Source organism: Ruegeria sp. 6PALISEP08, from assembly GCF_001238295.1.
In the GTDB taxonomy this organism is placed as follows: domain Bacteria; phylum Pseudomonadota; class Alphaproteobacteria; order Rhodobacterales; family Rhodobacteraceae; genus Ruegeria.
Map to the genome: position 1 here is coordinate 200,423 of NZ_LGXZ01000004.1, position 13,411 is coordinate 213,833.

A 13,411-nucleotide genomic window follows, 5' to 3' on the forward strand; every position below is an offset into this window, starting at 1 on the left:
GACGACAAACCACAGGGCAGCTCTTTGGTCAAAAAAGAGCACCGACACTTAGACAGGCACGTCCATGACCGTCAAGTCACGGCAAAAAGAAAACCCCGACGAAAAGCCGGGGTTTTGTAGGGTCGTTAGCGTCTGCTTTAGCCCTGAACTTTGGTGTAGGTCCCCTCACCCGCCAGTATCCCACGGAAACCGCCTGGCTCATCCAGCCCGAAGACGATCAGAGGCAGATTGTTATCCCGCGCCAGCGCAATGGCCGAGGCATCCATCACGCGCAGTCGCTTGGCCAATACGTCGTCGTACGTGACGGTGTCATAGCGCACAGCGTCTGCGTGTTCTTTTGGGTCCTTGTCGTAAACGCCATCAACACCATTCTTGCCCATGAAGATTGCCTCGCACGCCATTTCATTGGCGCGCAGGGTGGCTGCAGTGTCGGTGGTAAAATAAGGGTTTCCGGTTCCGGCCGCAAAAATACAAACCCGTTTTTTCTCAAGATGTCGTACGGCCCGACGACGGATATACGGCTCGCACACCTCATCCATACGAATGGCCGAGATCACACGGGTGAAAACCCCGTTCTCTTCCAGTGCCGATTGCATTCCCAGCGCGTTCATCACAGTGGCCAACATGCCCATGTAATCCGCCGTGGTCCGCTCCATGCCCTGAGCCGAGCCGCTCAGGCCCCGGAAAATGTTGCCGCCTCCGATGACCATGCAGATCTCAACACCCAGATCGTGAACCGATTTCACCTCTTGCGCGATGCGCTGAACGGTTGGTGGGTGCAGGCCGAATCCCTGATCCCCCATCAAAGCCTCGCCCGAGATTTTTAACATGACCCTGTTATACTTGGCTTTTGGGGTTTCTGTGGTTTCTGACGAAGGGGAAAGGGTCATGTTGCGCTCCGGGCTGGCACGGGGTTAATTTCCGGCGCAAAATGAAGCAAAAGCTCCGCAGGTTCAATGCGGTTGGTAAGGATCGAGGCAACCGCATATGGCACAGCAATCAACAGAGCAGTTTTTTCGACAGTTGCCCAATATCCCCGACCACAAACCGGTTCTGATTGCAGGGCCGACCGCATCGGGAAAATCAGCTCTGGCGCTAGAGATCGCCGAACGGTTCGGCGGAGTGATCGTCAACGCGGACGCCAGCCAGATTTATGATTGCTGGCGGATCATTTCAGCCCGACCATCCGCTGAGGAGGAAGCCCGCGCACCGCATCTTCTTTATGGTCACATCGCATATGATCAGGAGTATTCGGCTGGTCACTGGCTGCGCGAGGTGGTTCCCTTGCTGACCGGCGATCAGCGCCCGATCATCGTGGGCGGCACCGGTTTGTATTTTACGGCGCTGACCGAAGGCATGGCACAGATTCCCGCCACACCACAGGGCATACGCGCCGAGGCAGACCTTCTGTCACATCAAGAGCTTATGGCCGGGGTCGACAATGAAACGCTGGCGGGGCTGGACACAAACAACCGGGCTCGTGTGCAGCGTGCTTGGGAAGTGCAACGCGCCACAGGGCGCAGCCTTTTGTCTTGGCAGGCAGACACTCCACCGCCGGTTCTGGACCTGAGTGACACGGTGCCGATTGTGTTTGACGTTGACAAGACGTGGCTTTGGGACCGGATTGAACGCAGGTTTGACCAGATGCTGGATAGGGGCGCCATCGAGGAAGTGCGGGCCATGCAAAACCGCATTGACCTCACCTTACCCGCCTGCAAGGCCATCGGTGTACCAGAGCTTATGGCCTATCTGAATGGCTCCATGACTTTGGACCAAGCGCGCGCGCGAGCGACGATTTCGACACGACAATTTGCGAAACGCCAGCGCACCTGGTTTCGGGCGCGAATGAAAACATGGAATCACGTTGATTTCTCAAGATGATACCCCAAATTTTCGAATCGATCCGGGTGAGACGGTAAACAAGTCTTAAATACTTAACAAAACTTAATGAATCTCTGTGGTTTGCCTTAACAAAAGAAGAAAAGAATTGGGGATCTCAGCACCCTTCTGGGCCGCTTGAATAAGGTCGACCCACGCCCTCAACTTCGCGAGAATGTCGTTTTTGTACTTCGAATGACGATTTCGAACATTGACCTAGGCCAAAATCTGGTGCCGAATAACGACATGGGGATGTACAGAGTCCAAAAACCAAAAATCTTCACTCTGGCGACCGTGAGAAACCAAGTCGCGTAGAGCCATAAATCAATCAACAAAATCAATGTCACAGGGAGACATCCATGACGAATAACGTATCCACCGAAGACAAGGTGCACTGGGCGGCCGAGATGCACGCTCAGGAATACCGCGACGGCAAGCTGAGCCGGCGGGAATTCATGACGCGCGCAACCGGTCTTGGGGTTACAGCTGCCGTGGCTTACAGCATGATCGGCTTGCCGACACCTGCAGTGGCCCAGGCGGCAAAGCAAGAAGGCGGCACGCTGCGTGTGCAGCAGGAAGTGCGCGCCCTCAAAGACCCCAGAACCTATGACTGGTCACAGATCGCGAACGTAACGCGCGGCACGCTGGAATATCTGGTCGAGTACAACTCGGACGGTTCATTCCGCGGCATGCTGTTGGAAGGCTGGGAAGTCAACGACGACGCGACCGTCTACACTCTGAATGTCCGTCCGGGCGTCAAGTGGAACAATGGCGATGACTTCACCGCCGACGACGTTGCCCGCAACATCGCACGCTGGTGTGACAAGACCTCGGAAACCAACTCGATGGCGGGACGCTTTGCGACGCTGATCGACGCGGATTCGGGTCAGGCAGGCGATGGTGTCATCGAAGTAGTTGACGCAACCACGGTCAAGCTGAACCTGCCCAAGCCTGATATTACGCTTATCCCGGGTATGGCCGACTATCCCGGCGCGATTGTTCACAGCTCGTTCAGCGAGACTGATTTGCTGAACAACGTGGGTACCGGCCCTTATCTGATGGATGAACTTGAGGTTGGCGTAAAAGCCGTTCTGGTTCGCAACCCGGATCACACCTGGTGGGGTGATGAAGTGTATGGCCGCCCTGCCCTGGATCGTATCGAGTATATCGACTACGGCACCGACCCATCCGCCTGGCTGGCAGCGCTGGAATCCGATGAAGTCGACATGCTTTATGAATCGGTGGGTGAATTCATCGACGTGATGGATGGTCTTGGCTATGCGAAGTCCGAAGTTGTGACTGCCGCAACCATCGTTATTCGTCCGAACCAGCTGGCCGATTTCGACGGTCAGAAGCCTTATGCAGACAAGCGTGTCCGTCAGGCAATTCAGATGGCAGTCGACAACGCCGTTTGTCTGGAACTGGGCTATGGCGGTCGTGGTGCCCCAGCGGAAAACCACCATGTGGCTCCGCTGCACCCGGAATATGCAGAGCTGCCCCCGCAGAAGGTCGACCCCGCAGCTGCCAAGGCGCTGATGGACGAGGCCGGGTTCGGTGACTTCGAACACGAGATCATCTCGATCGACGATGACTGGCGCCGCAACACCACCGACGCGGTGGCTGCGCAGCTGCGCGATGCCGGAATCAAGGTCAAGCGGACGGTTCTGCCGGGCAACACCTTCTGGAACGACTGGGCGAAATATCCGTTCAGCTCGACCAACTGGAACCCACGCCCGCTGGGTGTTCAGATCTGGGCGCTTGCCTATCGTTCGGGTGAAGCCTGGAACGAGTTCGGCTATGCAAGCCCCGAATTTGACGCCATTCTGGAAGAGGCGCTTGCCATTGCTGACGCGGACGCGCGTCGCGAAGTCATGGCACGTGGCGAAGCACTGCTGCAGGAAGATGGGGTCACTATTCAGCCCTATTGGCGTTCGCTCTATCGTCACATGAAAGAGGGTCTTGTCGGCACCGACATGCACGTGACCTTCGAACACCACCACTACAAGTGGGGCTGGGCTGCCTAAGCTCTGTCAAAGACCCACAAGGGGCGCCTGATACGGGCGCCCCTTTCCAGCCGCAGACTTGCCGACGCGGGGTCGGACGTCCGAGGCCAGAAAATGGTCCAATGATCTGCGGAATACCTGAACAACAGGGGCCAACATGGGACTATTCATCCTACGACGGTTCGGAGTCATGCTGCTTACAGCATTATGTCTGACATTCGTCGTCTTTTTCCTGACCAACCTATACCCGAACCTTGAAAAGCTTGCGAAAACGCAGGGCAACCAGCGGATGTCAGACGAGCAAGTCGAAGCCTGGTTGGACAATCGCGGTTATCTTCAGCCCACACTTGTAAAATACGGCCAATGGCTGGGCGTGATGCCCGGCTTCCAGAAAACACTGGACGATGGCCAGTTTGTGGGTACGTGCACAAGACCCGGCTCAACGGCAGAGGACACGGCTAGATACTGCGGTGTTCTTCAGGGCGATTGGGGATACTCGACCGTATTCAAGGACGAAGTCGGAACCATTGTCGGAAAACGTCTCGGCAATACCGGTTACCTGATGTTCTGGGTTCTGGTCCTGATGGTGCCATCCGCGCTGATCGTTGGTGTTCTGGCCGGGATGCGCGAGGGATCGGCACTGGATCGGTCTCTGTCCACATTCTCGATCATCACGACGGCAACACCGGAATACGTGTCCGGCGTTATCTTCATCGCCATTTTCACCTCATCCACTGTTGGATTGAAGTGGTTCAAAGGAACCGCGACGCAAGCGATGGAGAACCCGACATTCGAGAACTTCTTCCTGCCGGTTCTGACCATTGCGCTATATGGTATGGGCTATATCGCCCGCATGACCCGCGCCTCGATGACCGAGGTGATGACGGCGCAGTACATCCGAACCGCACGCCTGAAGGGTGTGTCATTCCCGAACATCGTCATGAAGCACGCGCTACGCAACGCACTGATCGCGCCGTTTACCGTCATCATGCTGCAGTTCCCATGGCTGCTGAATGGCGTGGTGATCGTTGAAACCCTGTTCAACTACAAGGGTTTCGGCTGGGCGCTTGTTCAGGCGGCGGGTAACAACGACATCCAGCTTCTGCTGGCGATCTCGGTCGTGTCGGTCTTTGTGGTTCTGATAACGCAGCTGATCTCGGATATCGGCTATGTTTACCTCAACCCACGCATCCGCATTTCATAAGAGGAGGGTGAGATTATGGAACCACTTACTTGGACCGGCTCTATTGCCTTCCTGAACCCATTGCTGATGATCGCACTGGCGGTGCTGATCCTTTCGATCTTGATCTGGACCATTGCCAGTATCTTCCTGCCCGAAGAGCAGATTATCGTGAATTCGGATGGGTCCGTCAGTTCGAGCGGCGGAGTCCGCGGCCTGATCCAACTTGTGCTGAACTACAGTTTCCTGGCCAGTGTTGGATTGGCTGTGGCCTATCTGGTGCTGGGCGTCCTGATGGGAACCAGCGCCGGCATTGTTGGGGCAATTTCCCAACAGTTCATGCCGGTATGGGTCGCGCTGATCATCATGTTCGCCATGTCCATCGCCTTTAAGCGGCGGTTGGGACTATACGGCAAACTGTATGACAGCCCCATTGGCATGATCGGTTTTGGCCTTGTGATGTTTTGGGTCTTCACCGGTATCTTCGGCGCGCTTGATCTGATCGTTACCCATGACCCACTTGTACAGATCTCTGGCATGAAGAACAAAGTGCCCGGAACACCTTTGCCGAACCTGGAGGACGGACAATACGCCTGGTACCTTCTGGGCGGCGACAACCTGGCTCGTGACGTCTTTAGCCGGATGATCAAGGGGGCCTGGGTCGTGGTGCAGATCGCCCCATTGGCGACGATGTTCGCCTTCATGGTCGGCATCACTTTGGGCTTGCCTGCCGGATACTACGGAGGTCGTCTGGACACATTCCTGTCGTTCCTCGCGAACCTGATCCTCGCCTTCCCTGTGATCTTGCTGTTCTATCTGCTGGTGACACCGGAAATCGTGGCGACCGGGGTGCCCAACTATATGGCGGCTGTGCTGTTCGTGTTCCCGATCCTGTTCATCGGAGTACTGCTGAATTCGCGCTATTACACACGCCCGAATTTCCGCACACCGCTGCTGATCGGTGTTCTGGGCGTGGCGATCTGGCTGTATTTGTCGCTGATCTCGACCGATGGCTACATCATCAATACCGAAGCCTATCGGATCTGGGGTCTGCCGACTTACTTGGACCTGTTCGATATCCCCGGCGGCATTCTGGTGGTCTTCGTTTCGGTGGTCTTTGTGAACTCGCCCACGGTCTTCCGTATCGTGCGTGGGCTGGCATTGGACATCAAAACCCGTGACTACGTCGCGGCGGCGCAAACCCGTGGCGAGGGTCCCTGGTACATCATGCTGTGGGAAATCCTGCCCAACGCCCGTGGTCCGCTGATCGTCGATTTCTGTCTGCGCATTGGTTACACAACCATCCTGCTGGGAACCTTGGGTTTCTTCGGGCTGGGCCTTCCACCTGAAAGCCCGGACTGGGGGTCTACGATCAACGAGGGGCGCAAGCTTCTGTCGATCTACCTGCACCCTGCCCTTCCGCCTGCCTTTGCACTGTTGTCGCTGGTTCTTGGTCTGAACCTGCTGGCGGACGGTCTTCGCGAAGAAAGCCTGAAGGACTGACGTGATCGAGGCCGGGGGCTCTGCCCCCGGACCCCCGGGATATTTTCAGCCAGATGAAGGGGATCCCCGCATTTGGTGAGGAGTGAACAAGATGAGCAAAATGGCGGATTATGACGGGCCAATTCTGGAGATCGACAAGCTGTCGATTTCGTTTTTCACCCGTCTGCGCGAAATTCCTGCCGTGATGGATTTCTCGGTCAGCGTACAGCCCGGTGAGGCGGTGGGGCTGGTTGGTGAATCCGGCTGCGGTAAATCAACCGTGGCGCTGGGTGTCATGCAAGACCTTGGCAAGAACGGTCGCGTCGTAGGCGGAACGATCAAGTTCAAAGGCCGCGATCTAGCGGAAATGTCGACCGAAGAACTACGTGACATTCGTGGAAACGAAATCGCGATGATCTATCAGGAGCCGATGGCATCGCTGAACCCGGCGATGAAGATCGGCAAGCAATTGATGGAAGTGCCGATGATCCACGAAGGTGTCAGCACGGAAGAAGCATATTCACGGGCGTTGGAAGTTGTGACAGACGTTCGCCTGCCGGACCCCGAGCGAATGCTGAATTCCTTTCCGCATCAGCTTTCTGGTGGTCAGCAGCAGCGGATCGTGATTGCGATGGCGCTGATGTCGAAGCCGGCGTTGCTGATCCTGGATGAGCCAACAACAGCTTTGGACGTGACTGTTGAAGCTGCTGTGGTCGAACTGGTCAAGGATCTTGGCAAGAAATACGGCACTTCGATGCTGTTTATCTCGCACAATCTGGGTCTGGTCCTGGAAACCTGTGACCGGCTGTGCGTGATGTATTCGGGTGAAGCGGTCGAGCGTGGCTCGATCAAGGATGTGTTCGACGAGATGCAGCACCCCTATACGCAGGCGCTGTTCCGTTCGATCCCGCTGCCGGGGGCTGACAAGAACTCGCGTCCGCTGGTGGCGATTCCGGGGAATTTCCCCCTGCCCCATGAGCGGCCACCGGGCTGCAACTTTGGCCCGCGCTGCGATTATTTTGAAGAAGGTCGCTGCGACGCGAAAGACATCTTGATGGAGGCCGTGCCTGGCAATGACCGGCACCATACGCGCTGTCTGAAGTTTCAGGAGATCGACTGGAACGCGCCCATTACGTTGGCGGATCAGAAGGACAAGGGCGAGATCGGCCGCGTTGTTCTGAAGATGGACAACCTCAAGAAATATTATGAGGTTGCCGCGAACGCGCTGTTCGGTGGCGGCGAGAAGAAAGTTGTAAAGGCCAATGAGACGCTGAGCTTTGAGGCCCATGAGTCCGAGACGCTGGCCATCGTGGGTGAATCCGGCTGCGGCAAGTCCACCTTTGCCAAAGTTCTAATGGGGCTCGAAACTGCGACGGACGGGCAAATCCTGCTGGACAACCGCAATATCGAGCAGGTGCCCATTGAAGAACGGGATGCCAAGACGGTTGGCGAAGTTCAGATGGTGTTCCAGAACCCGTTTGATACGCTGAACCCGTCGATGACCGTCGGGCGTCAGATCATCCGTGCGCTTGAAATCTTCGGCGTCGGAAACTCTGAGGCGGAACGCAAGAAGCGGATGCTGGAACTGCTGGATCTGGTAAAACTGCCGCGCGCCTTTGCGGAACGGATGCCTCGCCAGCTGTCCGGTGGTCAGAAACAACGCGTGGGTATTGCCCGCGCCTTTGCCGGTGATGCGCGCATCGTTGTCGCAGATGAGCCGGTCTCGGCCTTGGATGTGTCGGTGCAGGCGGCCGTTACCGACCTGCTGATGGAGATTCAGCGTGAGCACAAAACGACGCTGCTGTTCATCAGCCACGACCTGTCCATCGTGCGCTACCTCAGTGACCGGGTCATGGTGATGTATCTGGGTCACGTGGTCGAACTGGGCACCACGGATCAGGTCTTTGCCCCGCCCTATCACCCCTATACCGAAGCCCTGCTGAGCGCCGTGCCCATTGCGGATACCTCGGTCGAGAAGCAACATATCGTTCTGGATGGCGATATCCCTTCGGCCATGAGCCCGCCGCCGGGCTGCCCGTTCCAGACCCGCTGCCGCTGGAAATCCGAAGTGCCGGATGGGCGTTGCGAGACGCATGTTCCGCCGGTGCAGACCCTTGCGGACGGTCATCAGGTGAAATGTCACCTGGCCGAAGACATTCTGGCGCGGATGGAGCCGGTGATCAAAGTCGCGGCGGAATAACCGCCAGATCAGACACAGAAAGGGCCGGTCACAGACCGGCCCTTTCTTTTTTCGCCGCATTTTGGGGGGAGACAGGCGACGCTTGGGAGTAAGAATGTGAGTGGTGGCTCCCGTATTGTTCTCAGCCGGTCATGACGTTGTTGCCGAAATGCATGAACTCCTGGTTCATTCCGGAAATCTCTCCGGCTTCAAGTTGAAGACTGGCGCTGTCGAGCATCTTGTAGCTCTGTTGTCCCTTTACCCATTCATCTGCGGATTGCAGCGTGGTCAGCGTGTAAGACGTGACCTCGTTCAGGTAATGTGTGGGAATGATGACCTTGGGCTTCAGTTTGGCCACGATATCGTTGCCCTGGTCATAACTGAGGATATGTTCCGAACCATCCACCGGAAGGGTGAGGACATCGACCTGTCCGATCTCATCCCAGAACTCCTGTGGCGGGTTGTGGCGGTTGTCGCCCCAGATCAGCGTTCGGATTCCGCCGGTTTCAACCAGATAGACCACCATATCCATGTGGCCCACATTGTTCGGCGGGCAGGCTTCCACCCCGAACTCTGCGAGCGCGTTTGTCCAATCATACCAGCCCGGTGCAACACAGGCATGTTTGTCGGCAAACCCGGTGATCTTGAGGTCGGCAAACTCGAAATTACCGACCATCCGGTCCAGAACCATCGTCGAGTTTGGACGTTCAATCGCATCGTGGTCAAAATGCGCATGCGTCGACAGGGTGATATCCACCGGGATCTGAGGGAATTCGTTGCGGAACCACAGACCCCACGCACCCGACGGATCATCGCGCCACGGGTCGAACAACACGGTTGCTCCGTTGGGGGACGTGATCTTGATGGCACAATGACCGTAGTAGTCGATGCCAACGGCCCCGGTGCTGGCCTGCCCGGTCGACGCCTGCAGGTCGATCACATGGTTGTTGTTCCCCGGCTGCAACCAGGCCTGAGACTGCGCCTCAGCCGGTTTCGCACCCAGCACAGAAGCTGTCGCACCGACACCGGCAGCCCCTGCTGCCATGAAGAACGACCGACGAGACAACCCCGGTGCCAGATGATCCTTATCCCCCTTCAGGATGGTCGGCTTCAGATCTTTGCGATCCATTTAGTGTACCTCTCTGTTGGACGTGTGCGTTTTGCCCGCACCTCGTCACAGAGGGTAACAAGCCAAGCCATGTTGGCTCAGACCGGAAAATTAGGGGTGTAATATGGGGGCAATCCCCATATTCGTGCATCACGAAATTGAAAGAAGATGGCTACGCAGGTTCTGGTCGCGCCCTTCAAGACCCAGTTTTCGGCGGATATTGTTGCGATGAAAATCGATTGTCGAGGTCTCTCGCGACAGGGCCTTGGCGATGTCTTTGGTTGTCTTTCCAAACATGACCATCTGCGCGATTTCAATCTCGGTCGGGGTCATAACCGAAAATGCATCGGTCAGTTTGTCCGACAGGGAGGACGTGATCTCGTTCAGGTTTTTCTCAGCCAGTTCGAGGTAAACACTCTGCGACTCATCACCTGCAAACTGCGCTCGAACCTTATCCAGATATGGCAGCACCCGGCTACGCACCTGTTCGACAATTTCCGCGTCACGGCTCTTGCGATCATCTTCCAAACTGGACAGCAGCACGCGCAGCGCTGTGTTGGTTTCCCGCAATTCCCGCGTGCGATCCGAGACACGCGTTTCGAGTTGCGCCAGTGTTTCATTCAGTTTTTCTTCCAAAGCGCGGCGCAGATAAACCTCTTGCAACAAAGCCAAATCCGACTCGACCATGCGCGCAAACTGGGTCAGACCTTCGCGGAACAGCAATGCCCGACGGTTTTGCTTGCGATCCAGAACGCAGATTGTTCCGAACACCGATCCATCAGGCCATTTCAAAGGCAGACCGATGTAAAACGTCATCTCGTGTTCCAGATCGTCATTATCGGACCAGACCGGATCACAGGCGGCATCCTCAACCACCAGCTCTCCATCCCGTTGCAGAACACCCTGACAATAGAGCTTGGGATTCAGCTGGAAAGTCAATCCGACCGGATAGGGATTTTCGGGATGATCCGAGGTGATCAGAACCGCATGGTCAGGCGCATCGGTTTTCATGATCAGGCTTGCGGGCACATCTGCCAACTCGGCGACCAGATCTACAAGCTGCTGCCAGTTGGCCAGTGTTTTTTTGGGAATTTGAGGGTGGTCGACAGGCATGATGGGCCTCACCAGTTTCTAGGTGGTACCCTTTCAGGTTAGTTGGACAAGTCGCATGGAATCAAGAATTGGACGCTCTGCGTCGCAGCATCCGAGCTTACCCGCCCCAGATGACCTTCACGTAGTTCTGGGTTTCCTTATAGGGCGGGATGCCACCATGCTTTTCGACCGCTTTGGGACCTGCATTGTAAGCGGCCAGCGCCAGCGGCCACGATTTGAACTTGCGATACTGCCAGGACAGATATCTGGCCCCGCCTTCCAGGTTTTGCTTAGGATCGTGCGGATTAACCCCCAGCAGTTCGGCCGTCTGAGGCATCAGTTGCGCCAATCCCAGCGCGCCTTTGTGAGATTTCGCCTGTGGGTTCCATCCGCTTTCCTGCTGCACAAGCCGCAGGAACAGATCTTCGGGGATATTGTGAAGCTGGGCCGCCTGCTTTGCCAAGTCCAGATATTGGCCACGATACTTACCGGTATATCGCTTGCTGGTTTGCGCGCGGGATGCCTTGGGCTTCAGTCGTGCGGAATCGCGATACTGCGTTGCTGCGCGCGAATCCAGTACCTTGGATTGCTTCAGAAAAATATCCTTACGGCTTTTGGTGGACAAAGTTTGCGCCTGCGCAGGCGCAACAGCCAGCACAAGGCAGACAACAGAAAACCCAGCAACCCAAGAACGCATCAATGCCTATCCTGCTCGATAAGAAACCAATCGGAGTATAGGTATTCCCGCAAAAAATGAAAGCTTGGTAAAGACTACAGTAAGACTCTTGTTCAACAGTGTTGTATCAACTGTTTTCAACCACGATGCAGGCCGTATAGGGTCACGCAAACTCATTGCGCCAGATTCGGCGCATTTACGTCAGAACAGAACGAGGAATAACATGGCGGGTTCAGTCAACAAGGTCATTCTGGTCGGAAATCTGGGTCGTGATCCCGAAGTGCGGACATTCCAGAATGGCGGCAAGGTCTGCAATCTGCGCATTGCCACGTCAGAGAACTGGAAAGATCGCAACACGGGTGAACGCCGCGAACGCACGGAATGGCACTCGATCGCCATCTTCAACGAAGGTCTGGTCCGAGTAGCAGAGCAATACCTGCGCAAAGGGTCGAAGGTCTATCTCGAAGGGCAATTACAGACCCGCAAGTGGCAAGATCAGTCAGGCCAGGACCGCTATTCCACCGAAGTTGTATTGCAGGGCTTTGGCTCTACCCTTGTGATGCTGGATGCGCGCGGTGAAGGCGGTGGCGGCAGCGGCGGTGGTTATGGCGGTGGTCAGGCCGGGGGCGGCGGATACGGAGACCCTTACAGCGGTCCGTCCAGCTCTCCGGCGCCGGCATCGGGCGGAATCGACGACGACGAGATTCCGTTCTAATCAATACGGAGACATGACATGACATGGTCCTTCTCTCTCGGCCGGTTACTCGGGTCCGAACTGAGGGTCCATGTCACCTTCTTTCTGTTGTTGGCCTGGGTCGGCTTTGCAGCCTATTCCGCAGGTGGTCTGCCAGCCGCCATCGACAACCTTATTTTTGTTCTGGCGCTGTTTGCCTGCGTCGTTGCGCATGAATTTGGCCATGCTCTCATCGCTCGGCGCTATGGCATCAAAACCCCTGACATAACTCTGCTGCCCATCGGCGGGCTGGCCCGGCTGGAACGCATGCCGGAAAAACCGATGCAGGAGGTTTACGTCGCGCTTGCGGGTCCTGCGGTGAACATCGTCATCTGGATCGTACTCTTTGTCCTTGGCGCTGGGACGCCCTTTGAAACCTTTGCTCAGATCGACTCGCCTGGAACCGGGTTATTGGACAGGCTGGCCTATATCAACTTGCTGCTGGCCGCGTTCAATATGATCCCCGCCTTTCCCATGGACGGGGGACGGGTGTTCCGTGCCCTTCTGTGCCTGCGCATGGACAGGGTCAAAGCCACCCGAGTGGCGGCGATAGGCGGCCAGATCGTCGCCGTCGGGCTTGGTTTCCTTGGGCTCAGTTCGGCAAACCCCATTCTTGTCCTGATCGCGGTGTTTGTGTTCATTGCCGCCAATGCAGAAAGCCAGGATGTTGCATTGCGGTCCGCCGCGCGCCGCGTATTGGCCCGGGATGCGATGATCACCGAATTTCACGCTCTGTCCCCCAAGGACACGCTGAGCACAGCAGCGCAAGCCGTCATTCATACGACACAGCACGAGTTTCCGGTTCTGGACTCTGATCGTGCCCTTCTGGGTTTTGTGACCCGGAATCGCTTGTTCGCAGCTCTGGCCAGCGATCAGCCCAGATCAACCGCTGCGCTTTCGGTGATGGATGCCGATATCCCTTCGGTCTCGCTGACCACCGGGCTTGAGGAGGTGTTGGAACACCTGCACAAAGGCGCACCAGCCATCGCGGTTACCACCCATGGCGGGCGCATGGTAGGCTATATCACCCGCGAAAACATCGGCGAACTGATGGTGATACAGGGCCGCTAGGGCCCCGGA

11 protein-coding genes are annotated in these 13,411 nt (G+C 56.5%); 7 read left to right on the forward strand and 4 right to left on the reverse strand.

The genetic code is table 11. The features are described from left to right. Positions 1–137: 137 nt before the first annotated feature. Positions 138–890, reverse strand: a complete 753-nt coding sequence (pyrH, locus tag ALB80_RS08170; RefSeq protein WP_050603549.1) for a UMP kinase — start codon at positions 888–890, stop codon at positions 138–140. Positions 891–987: 97 nt separating this feature from the next. On the opposite strand from pyrH, the gene miaA reads away from it, so the two are divergent. The 5 genes from miaA to ALB80_RS08195 all read left to right on the forward strand — a co-directional run bounded on the left by miaA (position 988) and on the right by ALB80_RS08195 (position 8,743). Next, entirely contained in the window at positions 988–1,881 is an 894-nt protein-coding gene (gene miaA / locus ALB80_RS08175; protein WP_050603550.1) for a tRNA (adenosine(37)-N6)-dimethylallyltransferase MiaA, read from the forward strand. Positions 1,882–2,237: 356 nt separating this feature from the next. After that, complete coding sequence (locus ALB80_RS08180; protein ID WP_050603551.1) at positions 2,238–3,902, forward strand: ABC transporter substrate-binding protein; 1,665 nt, start codon at positions 2,238–2,240, stop codon at positions 3,900–3,902. A 136-nt stretch (positions 3,903–4,038) separates the two neighbouring features. Beyond that, positions 4,039–5,085 (forward strand): ABC transporter permease, encoded by a 1,047-nt coding sequence (locus ALB80_RS08185; protein WP_050603552.1) that lies wholly within the window; start codon positions 4,039–4,041, stop codon positions 5,083–5,085. Between the two features lie 15 nt (positions 5,086–5,100). After that, a complete protein-coding gene (locus tag ALB80_RS08190; RefSeq protein ID WP_050603553.1) occupies positions 5,101–6,564 on the forward strand; it encodes an ABC transporter permease in 1,464 nt (487 codons plus the stop codon). 91 nt (positions 6,565–6,655) lie between these two features. Continuing rightward, a complete protein-coding gene (locus ALB80_RS08195) occupies positions 6,656–8,743 on the forward strand; it encodes an ABC transporter ATP-binding protein (protein WP_050603554.1) in 2,088 nt (695 codons plus the stop codon). A 121-nt stretch (positions 8,744–8,864) separates the two neighbouring features. Here ALB80_RS08195 and ALB80_RS08200 read toward each other — a convergent pair whose 3' ends face one another. The 3 genes from ALB80_RS08200 to ALB80_RS08210 all read right to left on the reverse strand — a co-directional run bounded on the left by ALB80_RS08200 (position 8,865) and on the right by ALB80_RS08210 (position 11,619). Continuing rightward, positions 8,865–9,851, reverse strand: coding sequence for an MBL fold metallo-hydrolase (locus ALB80_RS08200; protein ID WP_050603555.1), 987 nt, complete (start codon positions 9,849–9,851; stop codon positions 8,865–8,867). Positions 9,852–9,980: 129 nt separating this feature from the next. Next, on the reverse strand, positions 9,981–10,943 hold the full coding sequence (locus ALB80_RS08205; RefSeq protein ID WP_050603556.1) for a LuxR C-terminal-related transcriptional regulator: 963 nt from the start codon (positions 10,941–10,943) through the stop codon (positions 9,981–9,983). Positions 10,944–11,040: 97 nt separating this feature from the next. Continuing rightward, on the reverse strand, positions 11,041–11,619 hold the full coding sequence (locus ALB80_RS08210) for a lytic transglycosylase domain-containing protein (RefSeq protein ID WP_050603557.1): 579 nt from the start codon (positions 11,617–11,619) through the stop codon (positions 11,041–11,043). Between the two features lie 202 nt (positions 11,620–11,821). Between ALB80_RS08210 and ssb the strand changes: the two genes are divergently transcribed. Then, a complete protein-coding gene (ssb, locus tag ALB80_RS08215) occupies positions 11,822–12,313 on the forward strand; it encodes a single-stranded DNA-binding protein (protein WP_050603558.1) in 492 nt (163 codons plus the stop codon). A gap of 18 nt (positions 12,314–12,331) precedes the next feature. Beyond that, positions 12,332–13,402, forward strand: coding sequence for a site-2 protease family protein (locus ALB80_RS08220; RefSeq protein WP_050603559.1), 1,071 nt, complete (start codon positions 12,332–12,334; stop codon positions 13,400–13,402). The last annotated feature ends 9 nt before the right edge of the window (positions 13,403–13,411 follow it).

Bases quoted from the DNA above. Each gene is read 5' to 3' on its own strand.
- ALB80_RS08195 (WP_050603554.1), top strand. From the start codon at position 6,656: ATGAGCAAAATGGCGGATTATGACGGGCCAATTCTGGAGATCGACAAG.
- ALB80_RS08180 (WP_050603551.1), top strand. From the start codon at position 2,238: ATGACGAATAACGTATCCACCGAAGACAAGGTGCACTGGGCGGCCGAG.
- ALB80_RS08190 (WP_050603553.1), top strand. From the start codon at position 5,101: ATGGAACCACTTACTTGGACCGGCTCTATTGCCTTCCTGAACCCATTG.
- ALB80_RS08205 (WP_050603556.1), bottom strand. From the start codon at position 10,943: ATGCCTGTCGACCACCCTCAAATTCCCAAAAAAACACTGGCCAACTGG.
- ALB80_RS08200 (WP_050603555.1), bottom strand. From the start codon at position 9,851: ATGGATCGCAAAGATCTGAAGCCGACCATCCTGAAGGGGGATAAGGAT.
- ALB80_RS08210 (WP_050603557.1), bottom strand. From the start codon at position 11,619: ATGCGTTCTTGGGTTGCTGGGTTTTCTGTTGTCTGCCTTGTGCTGGCT.
- miaA (WP_050603550.1), top strand. From the start codon at position 988: ATGGCACAGCAATCAACAGAGCAGTTTTTTCGACAGTTGCCCAATATC.
- pyrH (WP_050603549.1), bottom strand. From the start codon at position 890: ATGACCCTTTCCCCTTCGTCAGAAACCACAGAAACCCCAAAAGCCAAG.
- ALB80_RS08185 (WP_050603552.1), top strand. From the start codon at position 4,039: ATGGGACTATTCATCCTACGACGGTTCGGAGTCATGCTGCTTACAGCA.
- ssb (WP_050603558.1), top strand. From the start codon at position 11,822: ATGGCGGGTTCAGTCAACAAGGTCATTCTGGTCGGAAATCTGGGTCGT.
- ALB80_RS08220 (WP_050603559.1), top strand. From the start codon at position 12,332: ATGACATGGTCCTTCTCTCTCGGCCGGTTACTCGGGTCCGAACTGAGG.